The sequence below is a fragment of the Neisseria sp. HMSC064E01 genome, from assembly GCF_001808875.1.
GTDB lineage: Bacteria > Pseudomonadota > Gammaproteobacteria > Burkholderiales > Neisseriaceae > Neisseria > Neisseria sicca_A.
This window is the reverse complement of sequence record NZ_KV794973.1, coordinates 383-17,693: the sequence shown is the minus strand read 5'-3', so window position 1 is coordinate 17,693 and position 17,311 is coordinate 383. Positions and strand designations below refer to the sequence as shown.

Here is a 17,311-nt window from a genome sequence, read left to right as displayed (position 1 = left end):
CATCCCCATCTGTTTGAGTGCATAGCAAACGGTGGCTGGCGTACAATCAAAATGTTTAGCGATTTCATGCAGATAGGCATCCTGGTGTTGCCCAACATATTGAGCCGGTTTTTGCCTATCCAATTTGACGGCATTCAGACCGGTAACTTGATGTTTTAGGCTGCCTGTTTGTTTTTTAAGGCGAATCCACAGGTAAAGCGTGTTTCTTGACAAGTTAAACGTTGCTGCGGTTTGGCTGATGTTTTTGCATTGTTCGTAATAGTTTAAAGCTTTGTTTCTTAAGTCCGCAGAGTATGCCATGGTTAGACCTTCAAAGTTGAGTATTGTACCATTTTGTTTTTAATTGACTATAAATAGAAACCCTGCAAACCGAGAATTATGGAAAAGCAGTTTGGACGGTTTGCCGACATTCCGGCTCGCTCGAAAATCGCGTTGCAAACATTAACGAATATGGAAAATAAACCTTATCCCCTACACCCAAAAAATTTCAGACGACCCCTTCATATCGAAAGGTCGTCTGAAAAAAGCAGAACAGTTTGTTTAAACTTGTCTTGATATGTTCAAAAACAAGTTCAGCTCAAACTTACGCTTCGCCTTCTGCCTGATCGGCTGCCTCCGTTGCGCTCTGCTCGGCGGCTTTGTAAAGGTAAACCGTTGCCAGCGGCGGTACTTTGACGGCGAGCGAATTAGGTTTGCCGTGCGACCAGATTTCTTCGGTTTGCAGGGTTTGTCCGGCGGATACGCCGCTGCCGTTGTAGCCGGGGTCGTCTGAATTGAGGATTTCGCGGTATTCGCCGGCTTCGTTCACGCCGAAGCGGTAGCTGTCGTGGACGACGGGCGTGAAGTTGCTGATGACGATGACGCGGTTGCCTTCGCGGTCGCGGCGTTCGAAGATGAAGACGGAATTGTTGCCGTCGTCGGCGACCAGCCATTCGAAGCCTTCCGGCCATTGGTCGAGCTGGTAAAGCGGCGCGGTGTCTTTATAGACGCGGTTCAAATCGCGCACGAAGTTTTGTACGCCTTTGTGCCAGCCGCCTTCTTGGTCGAGCAGGAACCAATCCAGTCCTTCGTTGTAGTTCCACTCTCTACCTTGCGCGAACTCGTTGCCCATAAACAGGAGTTTTTTGCCGGGGAAGCCGTACATGAAGCCGTAGTAGGCGCGCAGGTTGGCGAATTGCTGCCAGCAGTCGCCGGGCATCCGTCCGAGCAGCGAGCGTTTGCCGTGTACGACTTCGTCGTGCGAGAGCGGCAGGACGAAGTTTTCGCTGTATTGGTACATCATGCCGAAGGTCATTTTGTTGTGGTGGTATTTGCGGTTGATGGGGTCTTCCATCATGTAGCGCAAGGTGTCGTTCATCCAGCCCATGTTCCATTTGTAACTGAAGTTCAAGCCTTCTTGACGGGTTACGTTGGCGAACGAGGTGGATTCTTCGGCGATTTCGGTAGCGGACGGGACAACCTCTTTCAGCATGGTGTTGGTATCGCGCAGGAAGGCGATGGCTTCGAGGTTTTCATGGCCGCCGTATTGGTTGGGTATCCATTCGCCGTCTTTGCGCGAGTAGTTGCGGTAAATCATGGAGGCGACGGCGTCCACGCGGATGCCGTCGAAACCGAAACGCTCTATCCAATACAGGGCATTGCCTTGCAGGAAGTTTTTGACTTCGTTCCTGCCGAAGTTGTAAATCAGGGTGTTCCAGTCTTGGTGGTAGCCCTCGCGTGGATCGGCGTGCTCGTACAGCGCGGTGCCGTCAAACTTGGCAAGCCCGTGGTCGTCGGTCGGGAAGTGTCCGACCACCCAGTCGAGGATGACGCCGATGCCTTCGTCGTGGGCGGCTTTAATTAGGGCGCGCAATTCGTCGGGCGAACCGAAACGGCTGGTCGGCGCATACAATCCGGTCGCCTGATAGCCCCATGAGCCGTCAAACGGGTATTCAGAAACGGGCAGGAATTCGATATGGGTGAAGCCCATGTCTTTGACGTATGCGACCAATTCTTTGGCGAGCTGTTCGTAAGTCAGCCAGAAGTTGTTTTCGGGATTGCGTTTCCACGAACCCAAATGCACTTCATAAATGCTGATAGGCGCGTCAATGGCGTTGGCGCGGGCGCGGAAGTCGGGTGTGTCCACTTTTTCCGGCAAACCGCGCACGACAGACGCCGTATTCGGACGCAACTCTGCGCCGAAGGCATACGGGTCGGTTTTTTGCCGCACATCGCCGTTGGCATCGCGGATTTCAAATTTGTAGAGGGCGTTGAGTTTGACGGCGGGGATGAAGATGTCCCAAATGCCGTTGTCGCGGTGGAAACGCATGACGTGGCGGCGGCCGTCCCAGTGGTTGAATTCGCCGATGACGGATACGCGCTGCGCGTTTGGCGCCCATACGGCAAAGCTGACGCCTTTCACGCCGTCCACTTCGGCAAAATGTGCGCCTAAAGTTTCATACGGACGCAGGTGTTTGCCTTCCGCCAGCAACCAAGAATCCATGTCTTTCAGGGCGGAGCCGAAGCGGTATGGGTCTTCTTCGCGCATAGGCTCGGCATCTTCTGCATAACGGACGTTCAACGCATAATCGGGCGCACCTTCGGGCAACACGGCAACAAAGAATCCGCGTTCATCGACTTTTTCAGACGACGTAATCACCTCGCCAGTTTCACGGTTGACAATATCCACGCCCCAAGCGTTCGGAATCAGAGTCCGCACGACCTCGTCGCCTTCGACAAGGCGGTGTCGTCCCAAATAGGCGAACAAATCGCTGTGGGTGGCAAGAAACAGGCTTTCAACCGTGTCGCGTTCGACTTGGTCAAGCTCGTGATAAGGCTTCATCCGGCTGTTTTTCTTCATGCGTACCTCTCCAATCATGGCAAGTTGGCCGCCCATCAGGCGGTTGTGGGGAAAATCTTCAAGCGCGACGGGCATTTTGCGCGCCCAGTTGGGATAACCCTCGGAAACGCCCGGCACATTCAGGTTGTCGCTCATGCCCAGCAGGTTTTCCAGCTGCACTGCATACAGTTTGCTGCGGCTCATGGCGGCATACCGGTGCAAGGCGGTTAACAGCGTTTCGTCGATTTCAGACGACATCTCGGCGTCGGCAGGCAGGCAGCCTGTGTGTTTCAACTTATCGAACAAATCTGCCTTATCGTGTTCGCGCGCTTCCAAGGTCGTCTGAAAAGTTTCCGCATTGGGAATCGTACCCAAGCGGAACATCAAATCCAAATCCTTGCCCGTCCAATAGCCCGCTAAGGGCGCGACATCGTGTGTGCTGATCACCGTAATCGCCTGTTCTGGATATTCTTCGGGTAATTCAAAGCCGTGCCAGCCTTTGCTGAAATACACGACCTTATAAGAAAACACCTGATAACGGTTCAGCAAATAACGCGCTTGGTCGGGTACCGTCCCCAAATCCTCGCCGATAACGACGCATTGGTTCCGCCGGCTTTCCAAAGCCAGAATGGCAAACATTACATCCGCGTCGTAATGCACATACGCGCCAAAGTCCGCCGTCTCGCCCGCAACCCACCACAGACGGCACAAAGCCATCACATGATCGATGCGCAAGATGCCGTAAAGCCGCATATTTTCACGCAAAAGACGGACAAACTTCTCATAACCCGTGTGCTTCAACACCGTCGGATTGAGCGGTGGCAAATTCCAGTTTTGCCCCGTCGGGCTGAACGGATCGGGTGGCGCACCGACCGCCATATCCATGCAGTAGTCGGCGCGATTGAGCCAAGTGTCCGCGCTGCCGCGAGCTACGCCGACCGCCAAATCACCGTAAATGCCGAGCTTCACGCCGCGCGCCGCAGCCGCTTCATTCACTTCGCGCAACTGTTCCGCGCAAAGCCATTGCAGCCACATATAAAAACGGATTTCGCGGCGGTGTCCCTGTGCAAATCGTTGAACCGCCTCGCCATTCGGATCATGAAACTCCAACGGCCAAGAGAGCCAACCCACTTCGCCGGAACGGTTGTAATACTGATCCAACGCCTCAAACAAGCCGAAGCCTTCCAAAGCCTCGCTGTGTTCTTCAACAAAGGCGTCAAATGCCGCCCGCTCTTGTTTGGCGGCTTCGCATTCATCGTTTTCAAACGCATCAAATGCCTTCTGTAAAGCATCACGCTTAAACGCCCAAACCGCCGTATAAGCAACGGTTTCCGTAATCCGCAACGCCGCAATGCGTTGGCAGATATTCGGCTGCTTGAGCCAGTTTTTCAGCTTTTCGTTGTAAGAGAATGCGCCAACCTTCTCCACATCCAGATAAATCGGATTGAGCCATTCGCGCGAAGACGGGCTGTACGGGCTGGCAAAAGCAGGCTTGGCACTAAAAAGCGCGTGCAACGGATTGATGCCGACAAAATCCAGTTGCTTATCCGCCACGAACGCCATCAAATTCAGCAAATCGGTAAAATCTCCGATGCCCCAGTTCCGTTGCGAACGCAGGCTGTACAAATGCGTCGTCAACCCGTTCATCCGCAAACCGTGTTCCAGTATTTTGGGTTGATAAACCGACTGCGGCGCAACCACCAACCGTACCTTGCGGACAATGCCTTCAACTTCTGTAAACAATGTGTAATAGCCGCAAGCCAAAGCAGGCAGCGCAACCCAAAGCACGCCGTCCTCGCCATGGTTTAACGCCAAAACCTGCCGTCCACCCGCTTCGTCTTCCAAGCAAATTTCAGCCGCGTCATGAAACTCAGCAGGCAGTCGCAAAGATTCCCGACCGTTTTCATGCGCCACCAAAGTATCCGCATAAAGGCCGTCTGAAAAACCGTCCTGCTGCAAAGCCTTAATAATCCCTTCCAAAACCTCGGGCTTGGTCGCATGATAAATTCCACCGATGTCGTGAAAACCCAAATCAATACCCAAGCCCGCAGCCTGCTCTTCCAAATGTTCGCTCATGACACAATTCGCCTGTTTACAATAAACCAAATCTTAATATAAATAAGATTGAATGTTTCCCATAATTCAGAGAAAACAACCGTTCAGACCAAGATTTCCCTGCTTAGTTTGACTTATCCCAAAATTTTGGATGATGGCTCTGAAAGTATGCCGACGAAACGGCAGGGACATATTTCCGTTGGTTCAACAATCAGCATAGACATTTCCCTTTCCATATCTGATTCGCTTTTATTGATACTCAAATAAATTTTTACAGTAATTATTTATCAGGAAACTTTCACGCAAACCTAATGCAGCAGGCAATTTCTACCCGAAAAATCATTTAATTTGTACATTTCATATTTGAAATAAATTCTGAAACATTCGTTAACATAATTTTTTGAATTACTACAGAAGTTTTAACTTGTAAATTCCATAAGATTAAAATAATATACAGAAAATTTCTTAACCAGCTCTTCTTTTCATCCGAGATTATCATATATGTTAAAACAAACTATTTTACTGACTGCTCTGATTGGTGCGCTTACCGGCTGTACTTACGGCCACATGCACTACTCACCATCCTATGAACAAGAAGCTACTATGCGTGCCGACTCCCGCCGCGTTCAAGCTGACGAACGTGCAGAACGTGCAGAACGCCGCCGCGAACGCCGTCAAGAAATGATGGATGAAGCCGACGCTATCAACCGCGCAAACCGCAACAACCGCATCTACATCCTTCACTAATGGCCGGCTCTTACGGATTATTGGATTCCTAATACTTATATTTCAAACAGGTAACATTATGAAAAATAAAATTGCAGCCCTGCTCCTGACTTCTTTCGTTATTACCGGTTGCTCCGCTCCCGGAGGCTCCGTAGGCGATTTGGCTATCGGTAGCGACTCCGCCGCCATCAAAGCAGGTCGCAACCGCGAATCTGCACAACTCTCCCGTGCTGAGCTGGAACAACACCGCCGTCAACGTACCAATGTTTCAGAAGAGCTGGCATTGGAACGTGAAAAACGCCAAGACAAACGTGACCAAGTCAACGGTGCAATGGGCACTGCAGCCAATGCAGTCGGCTTGATTGGCGGTATTGCAGGTACTGCCGCTTTGATCAAAGCTTGGTTCTAATTTAGCAGGTATTCGTAAAAACGACCGGTACGGCGTATCGGTCGTTTTTCTTATTCTCGGCTTCAAACTCGTTCATCCTTATATAAATCCATAGACAGAACCCCAAAAGGTCGTCTGAAAACCTTAAAACCAGTTTTCAGACGACCTTTATCTATTAAATACCATCACGCCGCTTTGCGGTGGTAATGCCGTAGTGCGTGTTCTTTGCGACGACCGCTACTGAATGCGGATACGCGTTTCAGATAGCCGATGACGCGGGTGCCGTAGTCGATGTCGTGCGAACCGCAAGCGGAACAGGCGTGCAAGGTGCGTTTATCGATGTGGCCGCATTCGTTGCAGATGGTGATGCGCACGTTCACGCAGAAGTAGTTGCAGCCGGTTTGTGCGGCGATGTCCAGCAGCGAGCGGTAGCCGGATTCGGGCAGGGCTTCGTCGAGGTTCAGGTGCAGCGCGGAGCCGCCGTCGAGCCAGTCCACCAGTTCTTTACCGTGCAGCAGGAATTTGTCGAGCGCGTTGATTTCTTCGTCTTCGACAACGTAGAAATAGGAGTTGTAGCATTCGCGGCTGACTTTGTAGCCGTCGGCTTTGTCCCATTTGGCGTTTTTCACGCCGAGGTTTTCGGCAGGGACAAACTCGGTATTGAACTTCACGCCGTAGTGTTTGCTGGCGGCTTGGTTGGCTTCGAATATGGTTTTCAGACGACCTTGAACGAAGTGGATGTAGTCGTCGTTGTAGCCGACTTTGATGCCTTGCGATTCGGCGGCTTCCGCCATGCCGTTGATGCCGATGGTGAGGAACTGTTTGTCCAGCGTGATGAAGCCTGCATCGTAAACGGGCAGCATTCCGGCGGCTTGATATTCTTCCATCAGTTTGCGGTAGGCGTATTGGTATTTGTGGATTTTGGCCACTTCGGCGGCAAGGTCGCGCCCGTCTTGTTTCAGCCGGTTCATATTGATGGTGATGACGTTGATGGAACCGGTCGCCACGCCGCCCGCGCCGAGTGTGTAGCTGAAGGTACGGTCTTCGATGGCGTTACGCAGGCGGCAGCATGAAGCCAAGGAGTCGGGGTTGTCGGAAAGATAGACGAAGAAGGAATTGCCTTCCGCCAACTCCCTCGCCATTTCGTCGGCGAACACGGTGTCTTTGCATTTGCCTCCGTCAGTCAGCATCGCGGCGGTAACTACAGGGAAGGTCAAAACGGCTTTGGTGCGCTCCTGATTGAACCATTTGAGGAAGAAGTTTTGCAGCTTCGCCACGCTCGCCCACACCGGTTTGCTGAAATCGGGGAAGACGAAATCGCCGAACATCGCGTCGAAATAGTATTGATCGTAAACGGAAATATTCCAAAACACGCTCTGATAGCCACGCGCGGCGGCGGGCTGGTTGATGCTGTACACCACCTGCTGCATGTGGTTGGCGATTTCTTTGCCGTGGGTTTCCAAATAATTATCACCGTAGTCTTTGCGGGCGAAGTAGTCGAAATAAGTCAAAAATTCCACCGTCGCCACCGCGCCGGCGAACTGCGCGCTGATGGCAAACACAAGATTGATAAACGAGCCGCAAAACGATGCCAGATGCTGCGGCGCCTTGGATTCGCCGCCGAGTTTGCTTAACCCGTCGAGTAAGAAAGGATACAGCGTAACCGACACACAATAAGGCTTGAGGCTGGTTTCGTCGTGCACATAAATCTCATGCGCCTCAATCTGGCGGATGTATTCGTCGGCAACGGATTGGTCGAAAATTTCGGCGATTTTGCGCGACACTTGGGCGCGGTTAATCTGCACGAAAAAGTCTTTCATGATTTCCGCTTCCATCGTAGCGATGTTTTTCTGGGTAACGTTGGCGTTGGCGTCCATTTTCGAACCGTCCGCCGCGTTTTGCGCGCTGATGTAGTCGTGCATGAATTGCAGTTTGCCGTTTAACTGTTCGGGATGCAGCCGAATCATGTTAAGTCCTCCTGTGTGGGTTGGATAAAAAGCCTCAGGCCGTCTGAAACGCGGCCGCCTGCGGCTGGGTTGTAATCGGGATGATTTTGGGCGCGGGTTTGTCTTTGATAAACAAGCGGTTCAACACCTCGCCCGTACGCAAATCGATAAACTTCTGATTGGTGGTCGGGCTGTCCAAGCCGCCCAGCTCCATCTGCCAGCGGCCGGTTTTCAGATAAGTCAGATAAGGCAGGATGCCGTCTGAAACCACCTCCAGCTCCTCACGCTCCAAACCGGTGTACAAACAGGCTTTCAAACCCGCCTGCGTCACGATGCCCAACATTTTCTGCAAGGTTTCCGGCTGCCATTCCCCGCCCATAAACAACACGCAGCTAATCAGCCCGCGATAGCGTTTCAGACGACCTCTCAAATAATCCTCGGTCAATTCCGTACCGATACCCTTTTTCCACGCATCGGCACTGTGGCAGCCCTTGCAGCGCAGCGGGCAGCCTGAAAACAGAAACGCCAGCGACACTTCGCCTGGCACTTCCTGCCATACGATTTGCTCGATTGTGAATTTCAACGCCGCCATGACTTGCTACTCATAAATACAATATATGGTGCAAATTAAATCATAAGAACACAAGATATGGTATTTTTATTTAACAATGCAACAAACCGACACGATAGCTTTTTATAATCCACTATATTAAAAATTCAAATCAAAAGGCAGCTTAAATATAAAAAAGCCGTACTCAGAAACACGCTTCACATTTCCAAATACAGCCATTACGCCATCATGTTTTTTAAAATACACATCCTTTTCTTATAGTACGACCTTGTCCAGATAGCCAAAAACCAAAAAAGATAAGCAAACTCCGTAATAACAAAAGCCATTAATAATCCCTTCCCTCCCAATGACCAAAGGTCGTCTGAAAATCTGCTCCCGAGCTTTTCAGACGACCTCCCGCAATCTGAAACCGAAGCGAAAAGTGTTACAATAGCCGTTTTATTTTAGCCGCTTAAGGCAGTCCGACCATGTGCAACCACCATCATCAAAACGACAGCAAAACTCCCCGTTCAGAAGCCCGCGATAACGACACCATCCGCATCCGCGGTGCGCGCACGCATAATTTGAAAAACGTCGATTTGGACATTCCGCGCCACAAGCTGGTGGTGGTTACGGGGCTGTCGGGCAGCGGCAAGTCGTCGCTGGCGTTTGACACGTTGTATGCCGAAGGGCAGCGGCGTTATGTCGAGAGCCTGTCCGCCTATGCGCGGCAGTTTTTGCAGATGATGGACAAACCCGACGTTGATTTGATTGAAGGCCTGTCGCCCGCGATTTCTATCGAGCAGAAATCCACCAGCCACAACCCGCGTTCTACCGTCGGCACGGTTACGGAAATCCATGATTACCTGCGCCTTTTGTACGCCCGCGTCGGTACGCCGTATTGCCCCGAACACAATCTGCCGCTGTCGAGCCAGACCGTGTCGCAGATGGTTGATGCCGTGTTGAAGTTGCCGGAAGACACGCGCGTGATGATTCTGGCGCCGGCGGTACGCGAGCGTAAGGGCGAGTTTGTCGATTTCTTTGCCGACTTGCAGGCGCAGGGTTTTGCGCGGGTGCGCGTGGATGGCGAAGTCTATCAGCTTGACGAAGTGCCGAAGCTGGAAAAAAACATCAAGCACAATATCGACGTGGTCATCGATCGCGTGAAAGTGAAGGCGGACATCAAGCAGCGGCTGGCGGAAAGTTTTGAAACCGCGCTGCGCCACGGCAACGAACGCGCGCTGGCGATGGAGATGGACAGCGGCGAAGAACATTGGTTTTCCGCGCGTTTCGCCTGCCCCGTGTGTTCGTACAGCCTGCCCGAATTGGAGCCGCGCCTCTTTTCGTTCAACAACCCGATGGGCTCCTGTCCGACTTGCGACGGCTTGGGCAACACCAATTTCTTCGACCCCGAAAAAGTAGTCGCGCATCCCGAATTATCGCTGGCAACGGGCGCAATTGACGGCTGGGACAAGCGCAACCAGTTCTATTTCCAAATGATTCAATCGCTGGCGCGGCATTACGGTTTCGATGTGCAGGCTGCTTGGGAAACGCTACCTGAAAAAGTGAAAAAAGTCGTGTTGCACGGCTCAGGCAAAGAAGTCATTGATTTTACTTACCTGTCCGAACGCGGCACCACCTTCAACCGCAGCCACGCCTTCGAAGGCATCATCCCCAATCTCGAACGCCGCTACCGTGAAACCGACAGCGAAACCGTGCGCGAAAAACTGCGCGAATACCAAAACCACCGCGCCTGCCCGAGCTGCGGCGGCGCACGTTTGCGCAAAGAAGCGCGCTACGTTTACGTCAGCGGCGAACCTTTGCACGAAGTTTCCGCCTGGCCGCTGACCAAAACCCACCAATTCTTTGAAACGCTGGATTTGGATGGCAACAAAAAACAAATCGCCGAAAAAATCCTCAAAGAAATCACCGAACGGCTCGGCTTCCTGATTAACGTCGGGCTGGATTACCTGAATCTCTCCCGCTCCGCCGAAACCCTTTCCGGCGGCGAAGCCCAGCGCATCCGCCTCGCCAGCCAAATCGGCAGCGGCCTGACCGGCGTGATGTACGTTTTGGACGAACCCTCCATCGGCCTGCACCAGCGTGACAACGACCGTCTGCTCGCCACCCTCAAACGCCTGCGCGACTTGGGCAACAGCGTGATTGTGGTCGAACACGACGAAGACGCCATCCGCGAAGCCGATTTCGTGGTCGATATGGGCCCGGGCGCGGGCGAACACGGCGGCAACGTACTGATTGCCGACACCCCCGAAAACGTCGCCAAATGCGAAAAATCCGTTACCGGACAATACCTCAGCGGCAAAAAATCCATTGCCGTGCCGTCTGAACGCACGCCCGTCAATCCCGACAGAATGCTCGTCCTCAAAGGCGCGCGCGGCAACAACCTCAAAAACGTTACCCTCGAACTGCCGCTCGGTTTGATTACCTGCATCACCGGCGTATCCGGCAGCGGCAAATCCACCCTGATTAACGACACCCTCGCCAAAATCACCGCCCGCGAACTCAACCGCGCCCAAGAAGAACCCGCCCCATACGACGACATCCGCGGCCTCGAACACCTCGATAAAGTCATCAACGTCGACCAATCCCCCATCGGCCGCACCCCGCGCTCCAACCCCGCCACCTACACCGGCCTGTTCACCCCCATCCGCGAACTCTTCGCCGGCGTCCCCCTCTCGCGCGAACGCGGCTACAACGTCGGCAGATTCTCCTTCAACGTCAAAGGCGGCCGCTGCGAAGCCTGCCAAGGCGACGGCGTCATCAAAGTCGAAATGCACTTCCTGCCCGACGTGTACGTCCCCTGCGAAGTCTGCCACGGCAAACGCTATAACCGCGAAACCCTCGAAATCCAATACAAAGGCAAAAACATCAGCCAAGTCCTCGACATGACCGTCGAAGAAGCCCGCGAATTTTTCGACGCCGTCCCCACTGTATCGCGCAAACTGCAAACCCTGATGGACGTAGGCCTCGGCTACATCCGCCTCGGCCAGTCCGCCACCACCCTCTCCGGCGGAGAAGCCCAGCGCGTCAAACTCGCCTTGGAGCTATCCAAACGCGACACCGGCAGAACGCTCTATATCCTCGACGAACCCACCACCGGCCTGCACTTCGCCGACATCGCCCTGCTGCTGGAAGTCATAGGCCGTCTGAAAGGCAAAGGCAACTCGATTGTGATTATTGAGCATAATCTTGACGTTATAAAAACCGCTGATTATATTGTGGATTTGGGGCCGGAAGGCGGCGATGGTGGGGGGAGGATTATTGCGGAAGGTAGCCCTGAGGAAGTGGCGAAGGTGAAGGGGAGTTATACTGGGAAGTATTTGAAGGTGGTTTTGAAGTAGATATCAAGAAAAGGATTGCGAAATGTGTCAACCAAAAAAAGATCCCGATAGTCAACCATTGGATAAAAGCAGTCAAGTTGTTTATAGCATGATTCTTCCTTTAATTATCTCTATAATTGGAACCATTTTTACATTAATTGCTAATTCCTATATTAAGGATCAAGCAGATGCTGCAATTGCATCTCAAACCCCATACGTCATACTTTTAACTGAATACGATATATTTAATAACAGACGCGGTATTTTTTTGTCCAACCAAGGAAAAGGTGTAGCAATAGTAGAATCAATTAAAATAAATGGTGAAAATAAAACGAGTATTACTCATGATGATTGGATTAAGTTACTTAACGATAAACACCTACAATCTGGTTGTTTCGACTTAGCTATGCCTATTCATAAAGGTATGGCTATTAATGAGGGGAGTTCTATACCTATAATTGCTACTACTGTTAATTATGACAATATATTCAAACAAATGGAGGATATAAACAAACAAATGGGAGATCATATTAATAATATAGGTAGATTGGATTTTTTTAGAGAAACTTTCACACTGTTAAAAGATGAAAAAACACATAATGATAATGTTGAAGAAAAATTAAATGATTTAATTGATAATGAAAAAAATAGAATGTATCAATCAATTGATAATTTTGAGAAAAATAGGGAGGAATTAATGCTATGCAGCAATGATAAGATCATTAAAGATTTAGAAGGAAAGATTAAAATTGAAATTACATATACATCTCTTTTAGATCGAAAAGAAACACCCAAGCCAGCTGAGCGTTTTAATTTATATAACAATAACCAAACAAGCAAGCCGTAGCCTGCATATCCAACCGACCGCGTGCGTGGCCCACACACCCTACCTATGAATTACGCGAAACTTCAAAATCAACGTGTAGGGTGTGTGCGGTACGCACGCACGCGGTTGCTTGATTGACAGTTTTCCGTTTTAACTTTTAACTTCGTTGAAGCTAGCGCTTTCAGACGACCTCCAATGCCGTCTGAAAACACCTGCTTCAACGAAGTTAAAACCTTAAACAACAAACCATTCCTTCTCCAACACCCAAACCACAAGCAAAAATCCTATGGCGCGTTATCACAGAAACTTCATTGCCGGCGGCACATTCTTTTTCACCGTCAAACTCGCCGACCCAAAATCGCGCCTGCTTGCCGAACATATCGGCTTCGCGTGCGGCCTATATGGATGTGCAAAAACAATATCCCTTTGAAACCGTCGCCGTATGCGTTCTGCCGAACCACATTCACGCCATTTGGACGCTGCCGTCCGACGATGCGGATTATTCCCTGCGCTGGCGGCTGATTAAAACCAAATTCTCCGCACATTTCCCTTGCGTCGAAACCTGTCCACCAGCAAACAGCATAGCAGCCGCACTATCTATGGTGAAAATGGCAAGGCGCTTCATTGAAGGTCGTCTGAAACCCGGTTTTCTTCAATTCGAAACCTTGTTTCAGACGACCTTTCGTTTCGCTTAAAGCATTTCTTATTATGCGGTATTTCATATAAAATGTCGGTCTAAATGCCGTCTGAAACAAAGGTTGCTCAAGCCAATACCTTTATTTCAGACGGCCTGCCTTTCAAAATATCCCCTCTGAGGAACACTCCATGCCAGAATACCGCTCCAAAACCTCCACCCACGGCCGCAATATGGCGGGCGCGCGCGCATTGTGGCGCGCCACCGGCGTGATGGAAACCGACTTCGGCAAGCCCATCATCGCCGTTGCCAACTCCTTCACCCAATTCGTGCCTGGCCATGTCCACCTGCACAACATGGGCCAATTGGTTGCCCGCGAAATCGAAAAAGCGGGCGCAATCGCCAAAGAATTTAACACCATCGCCATCGACGACGGTATCGCCATGGGACACAGCGGCATGCTGTATTCCCTGCCCAGCCGCGATTTGATTGCCGACTCCATCGAATACATGGTCAACGCCCATTGCGCCGACGCGCTGGTGTGCATTTCCAACTGCGACAAAATCACCCCCGGAATGCTGATTGCCGCCATGCGCCTGAATATCCCGACCATCTTCGTTTCCGGCGGTCCGATGGAAGCGGGCAAAGTCATCGGCGTGGCAAACATCCAGCCCGAACGCCGCTTGGACTTGATTGACGCCATGATTGAATCGGCGGACGACAATATCAGTAACCAACAGGTTGAAGAAGTTGAACAAAACGCCTGTCCGACCTGCGGCTCCTGCTCCGGCATGTTCACCGCCAACTCTATGAACTGCCTGACCGAAGCGCTCGGCCTGTCCCTGCCCGGCAACGGTTCCTACCTCGCCACCCATGCCGGCCGCAAAGAATTGTTCCTCGAAGCCGGCCGCATGATTGTCGAAATTACCAAACGCTATTACGAGCAAGACGACGAAACCGTGCTGCCGCGCAGCATCGCCACCAAAAAAGCGTTTGAAAACGCCATGACCATGGACATCGCCATGGGCGGCTCCACCAACACCATCCTGCATTTGCTCGCCGTCGCCAACGAAGCGGGTGTGGATTTCAAAATGGCCGACATCGACCGCTTAAGCCGCGTCGTGCCCTGCATCTGCAAAACCGCGCCCAACAACCACGACTACTACATGGAAGACGTGCACCGCGCCGGCGGCATCTTCGCCATCCTGAAAGAACTGGACAAAGCGGGCAAACTGCACACCGACGTGTACACCATCCACGCGCCGACGCTGAAAGACGCGATTGAAAAATGGGACGTGACCAATCCTGAAAACACCCACGCCATCGAACGCTTCAAAGCCGCGCCCGGCGGCGTGCGCACCACCCAAGCGTTCTCGCAAAACCGCATGTGGAAAACCCTCGACCTCGACCGCGAAAAAGGCTGCATCCGCAACGTCGAACACGCCTATTCACAAGACGGCGGTTTGGCGGTCTTGTTCGGCAACATCGCCGAACGCGGCTGCGTGGTGAAAACCGCAGGCGTGGACGAGAGCATCCTCAAATTCACCGGCCGCGCCCGCGTGTTTGAAAGCCAAGAAGCCGCCGTCGAAGGCATTTTGGGCAACCAAATCGTCGCCGGCGACATCGTCATCATTCGCTACGAAGGTCCCAAAGGCGGCCCAGGCATGCAGGAAATGCTGTATCCGACTTCCTACCTGAAATCTAAAGGCCTCGGCAAAGCCTGCGCCCTCTTAACTGACGGACGCTTCTCCGGTGGCACATCAGGTCTCTCCATCGGCCACGCTTCACCCGAAGCGGCGGAAGGCGGCGCCATCGGCTTGGTACACGAAGGCGATACGATTGAAATCGACATCCCCAACCGCAGCATCAACCTGAAAGTGTCCGACGAAGAACTCGCCGCCCGTCGTGCCGAAATGGAAGCACGCGGCAGCAAAGCGTGGAAACCGGAAAACCGCGACCGCTACGTCTCCGCCGCCCTGCGTGCCTACGGCGCAATGGCGACTTCCGCCGACAAAGGCGCGGTGCGCGACGTATCGCAAATCGAACGGTAAAACAGTGCGGCAATAAAGGTTTCAGACGGCCATACGGTATCGTAGGTCGTCTGAAAATCTATTATCGCTTCAACAATAGCTAGAAAGGACGCTGAAATGATTGACACCCTAATTATCAATGCACATCCTGATCCACATTCCACCGCTTCCGCCACCAATCGCATGGTCGCCCACCTGTTGACCAAACTACCCGCAGTCAGCGTGCAAACGGTCAATTTGGCAGAAGCTGATATTCAGCCTTTGGATAAGGCAGTGCTAGAAATGTTTACCGTTACCCTGTTTCAAGGGCAACAACCAAACGAGGAACAGGCTGCGCTGAAAGCTCGGCTGATGTCGGTAGTGAACCAAGTCAAATCCGCCCGCCGCCTCGTTATCGCCTACCCCATGTATAACTTCGGCATTCCCGCCCTACTGAAAAACTGGCTGGACAATCTGGTTATACCCGGCGAAACCTTCCGCTACGGCGAAGACGGTACGCCGAAAGGTTTGATGGGCGAGCATAAAGTGCTGCTGTTGCAGGCCAGCGGCAGCGTTTATAGCGAAGGCCCGATGGCGCAAATGGATTTCGCCTCAAGCTATTTGAAAACATTGCTTGGCGGCTTCTTGGGCTTTGCCTCCGTGGATATCGTTTACGCCGAAGGTACGGCAGGCGACTGGGACGCCGCAGTCCAACGCGCCTGTGCAAAAATCGATGACGTATACGACCATTTTACCTCCTGACCATTTCAGCTAATCAAAGGTCGTCTGAAACTTTCAGACGACCTTTATACTTATACTGAGCAGTAGTCGGATTGTTAAAGAAACAGTCTTCCAGACAACCTCAAAGAAAGTATTGAGGTCGTCTGAAAAGCAAAAACTGCGTGCATGCTTTGAAGCACAAACCCTATTTCAGAACCGAATGTTTGTGCGAGCTAGGACTTACTGGCACTTTATGAAAATATAGCTCGCATTTTAAAGGTCATCCAACACTCGGATGCTATCCGAGTTCTTAGTAGTTAGTTTTTTTATATCAACTTCAAAAATACTAAGTTTCTTATTTTTAATTGTATAGTCGTACATTTTTTTGTGGGTTTTGTCAAAAACATACCCTGTGTATGAGTCGGCTATCTTTTGATGTTCAATAAAATCCGTGATAAATAAATTATCTTTTGATACATTTAACTCTATCAAAAGTTGTTTAAATATATCAGGAAATTCTATTGAAAAACTCTCTGTTAACTCTTTTATATCCTGAATAAAAATATCATCTGGAATTTGATCCAATTCTATCGGCGTCATATTTCACTCCTTTAATTTTAAATAAATTTAAAAATATTAAATACTAACAGTGTTTGCTCTTAATTGAAGTTATAATGCGTCTCAGTATCCCTACTCTTCTCACTTCTCTCTCGCATCTACCGCACATTGGTTTTGTAGCTCCAATAGATTGAATTTTAGCTCCTCTTTTTTTTTCGCCTCTCGTATAAGTTGACACTTAAGGGATCAATCCAAATCTGAATATTAGGCACAAACCAATAAAAATTCTCCCCACCCAACAACCCAATCGGATTCTGGTTCACAAACCGCCCGGTCTCAGGTCCGTAATACCGCATCAGGTTGCAATGCAGCCCGGTCTCTTCATCAAAGTACTGGTTTTGCAATCTAAACGGCTGATGCGCGTTTTTGTAAATCCGCTCGTCCTTTTTCAGACGACCCCAAGCGGTGTATTCGCCGTACCATAAGAGATTGCCGTGGATGTCGGTCATCTCACGCGGGATGCCGACTTGGTCGGTGTGGAAATAGGCGAGGTATTGTTTGCCATCTTTGGCGTTGTCAAAGATTTGCGCCAGCGGTTCGTAACTGTCTTGATCGGTGTAGATATAGGTGTAACTGCCTTTGTAGGTGTACTCCTGCAATAGGCGGCTGCCGTCCCAGACGAAGTGGGTGCGTTTGGGGTCGGTACTTGTCCAGGCGAGTTTGTCTTGGCGTTCTTTGGA

The 17,311-nt window shown here is 51.1% G+C and carries 12 protein-coding genes and 2 pseudogenes; 8 read left to right on the top strand and 6 right to left on the bottom strand.

What is annotated here, in order from left to right; genetic code table 11:
- Window positions 1-300 (bottom strand): annotated as a pseudogene (locus HMPREF2572_RS12230) (IS630 family transposase); the annotation flags it as partial.
- 283 nt (window positions 301-583) lie between these two features.
- A complete protein-coding gene (gene glgB, locus HMPREF2572_RS12225; protein ID WP_070498891.1) occupies window positions 584-4,894 on the bottom strand; it encodes a 1,4-alpha-glucan branching protein GlgB in 4,311 nt (1,436 codons plus the stop codon).
- Between the two features lie 480 nt (window positions 4,895-5,374).
- On the opposite strand from glgB, the gene HMPREF2572_RS12220 reads away from it, so the two are divergent.
- Window positions 5,375-5,620 carry a hypothetical protein gene (locus HMPREF2572_RS12220; protein ID WP_070498890.1) on the top strand — a complete coding sequence of 82 codons (246 nt, stop codon included), beginning with the start codon at window positions 5,375-5,377 and terminating at the stop codon, window positions 5,618-5,620.
- Between the two features lie 58 nt (window positions 5,621-5,678).
- Window positions 5,679-6,008 (top strand): NGK_0946 family protein, encoded by a 330-nt coding sequence (locus tag HMPREF2572_RS12215; RefSeq protein ID WP_003761187.1) that lies wholly within the window; start codon window positions 5,679-5,681, stop codon window positions 6,006-6,008.
- A gap of 164 nt (window positions 6,009-6,172) precedes the next feature.
- Here HMPREF2572_RS12215 and nrdD read toward each other — a convergent pair whose 3' ends face one another.
- The gene (gene nrdD / locus HMPREF2572_RS12210) at window positions 6,173-7,954 is read right to left on the bottom strand and encodes an anaerobic ribonucleoside-triphosphate reductase (protein ID WP_070498889.1); all 1,782 of its coding nucleotides are present in this window, start codon (window positions 7,952-7,954) and stop codon (window positions 6,173-6,175) included.
- A 34-nt stretch (window positions 7,955-7,988) separates the two neighbouring features.
- Window positions 7,989-8,525 (bottom strand): anaerobic ribonucleoside-triphosphate reductase activating protein, encoded by a 537-nt coding sequence (gene nrdG / locus HMPREF2572_RS12205; protein WP_070498888.1) that lies wholly within the window; start codon window positions 8,523-8,525, stop codon window positions 7,989-7,991.
- Window positions 8,526-8,971: 446 nt separating this feature from the next.
- Between nrdG and uvrA the strand changes: the two genes are divergently transcribed.
- From uvrA to HMPREF2572_RS12180, 6 genes are all read left to right on the top strand, one after another.
- The gene (gene uvrA / locus HMPREF2572_RS12200; RefSeq protein WP_070498887.1) at window positions 8,972-11,845 is read left to right on the top strand and encodes an excinuclease ABC subunit UvrA; all 2,874 of its coding nucleotides are present in this window, start codon (window positions 8,972-8,974) and stop codon (window positions 11,843-11,845) included.
- 22 nt (window positions 11,846-11,867) lie between these two features.
- On the top strand, window positions 11,868-12,671 hold the full coding sequence (locus HMPREF2572_RS12195; RefSeq protein WP_070498886.1) for a hypothetical protein: 804 nt from the start codon (window positions 11,868-11,870) through the stop codon (window positions 12,669-12,671).
- 265 nt (window positions 12,672-12,936) lie between these two features.
- A complete protein-coding gene (locus HMPREF2572_RS14685) occupies window positions 12,937-13,080 on the top strand; it encodes a hypothetical protein (protein WP_168161791.1) in 144 nt (47 codons plus the stop codon).
- On the top strand, window positions 13,052-13,345 hold the full coding sequence (locus tag HMPREF2572_RS15150; protein WP_246827822.1) for a hypothetical protein: 294 nt from the start codon (window positions 13,052-13,054) through the stop codon (window positions 13,343-13,345). The genes HMPREF2572_RS14685 and HMPREF2572_RS15150 overlap by 29 nt, the downstream gene beginning before the upstream one ends.
- 130 nt (window positions 13,346-13,475) lie before the next feature.
- Window positions 13,476-15,335 (top strand): dihydroxy-acid dehydratase, encoded by a 1,860-nt coding sequence (ilvD, locus tag HMPREF2572_RS12185; RefSeq protein ID WP_070498885.1) that lies wholly within the window; start codon window positions 13,476-13,478, stop codon window positions 15,333-15,335.
- Window positions 15,336-15,431: 96 nt separating this feature from the next.
- Window positions 15,432-16,055 carry an FMN-dependent NADH-azoreductase gene (locus HMPREF2572_RS12180; protein WP_070498884.1) on the top strand — a complete coding sequence of 208 codons (624 nt, stop codon included), beginning with the start codon at window positions 15,432-15,434 and terminating at the stop codon, window positions 16,053-16,055.
- 231 nt (window positions 16,056-16,286) lie between these two features.
- Here the strand turns inward: HMPREF2572_RS12180 and HMPREF2572_RS12175 are convergent, their stop codons facing one another.
- Together HMPREF2572_RS12175 and HMPREF2572_RS12170 are read right to left on the bottom strand one after the other, a co-directional pair.
- Window positions 16,287-16,613 carry a hypothetical protein gene (locus tag HMPREF2572_RS12175; RefSeq protein WP_070498883.1) on the bottom strand — a complete coding sequence of 109 codons (327 nt, stop codon included), beginning with the start codon at window positions 16,611-16,613 and terminating at the stop codon, window positions 16,287-16,289.
- A gap of 191 nt (window positions 16,614-16,804) precedes the next feature.
- Window positions 16,805-17,311 (bottom strand): annotated as a pseudogene (locus tag HMPREF2572_RS12170) (RHS repeat-associated core domain-containing protein); the annotation flags it as partial.

What these genes read in the sequence shown, in the direction of transcription:
- HMPREF2572_RS12195 (WP_070498886.1), top strand. Translation starts at nt 11,868, where the DNA reads ATGTGTCAACCAAAAAAAGATCCCGATAGTCAACCATTGGATAAAAGC.
- HMPREF2572_RS15150 (WP_246827822.1), top strand. Translation starts at nt 13,052, where the DNA reads ATGGATGTGCAAAAACAATATCCCTTTGAAACCGTCGCCGTATGCGTT.
- glgB (WP_070498891.1), bottom strand. Translation starts at nt 4,894, where the DNA reads ATGAGCGAACATTTGGAAGAGCAGGCTGCGGGCTTGGGTATTGATTTG.
- HMPREF2572_RS12180 (WP_070498884.1), top strand. Translation starts at nt 15,432, where the DNA reads ATGATTGACACCCTAATTATCAATGCACATCCTGATCCACATTCCACC.
- nrdD (WP_070498889.1), bottom strand. Translation starts at nt 7,954, where the DNA reads ATGATTCGGCTGCATCCCGAACAGTTAAACGGCAAACTGCAATTCATG.
- HMPREF2572_RS12175 (WP_070498883.1), bottom strand. Translation starts at nt 16,613, where the DNA reads ATGACGCCGATAGAATTGGATCAAATTCCAGATGATATTTTTATTCAG.
- nrdG (WP_070498888.1), bottom strand. Translation starts at nt 8,525, where the DNA reads ATGGCGGCGTTGAAATTCACAATCGAGCAAATCGTATGGCAGGAAGTG.
- uvrA (WP_070498887.1), top strand. Translation starts at nt 8,972, where the DNA reads ATGTGCAACCACCATCATCAAAACGACAGCAAAACTCCCCGTTCAGAA.
- HMPREF2572_RS12220 (WP_070498890.1), top strand. Translation starts at nt 5,375, where the DNA reads ATGTTAAAACAAACTATTTTACTGACTGCTCTGATTGGTGCGCTTACC.
- ilvD (WP_070498885.1), top strand. Translation starts at nt 13,476, where the DNA reads ATGCCAGAATACCGCTCCAAAACCTCCACCCACGGCCGCAATATGGCG.
- HMPREF2572_RS14685 (WP_168161791.1), top strand. Translation starts at nt 12,937, where the DNA reads ATGGCGCGTTATCACAGAAACTTCATTGCCGGCGGCACATTCTTTTTC.
- HMPREF2572_RS12215 (WP_003761187.1), top strand. Translation starts at nt 5,679, where the DNA reads ATGAAAAATAAAATTGCAGCCCTGCTCCTGACTTCTTTCGTTATTACC.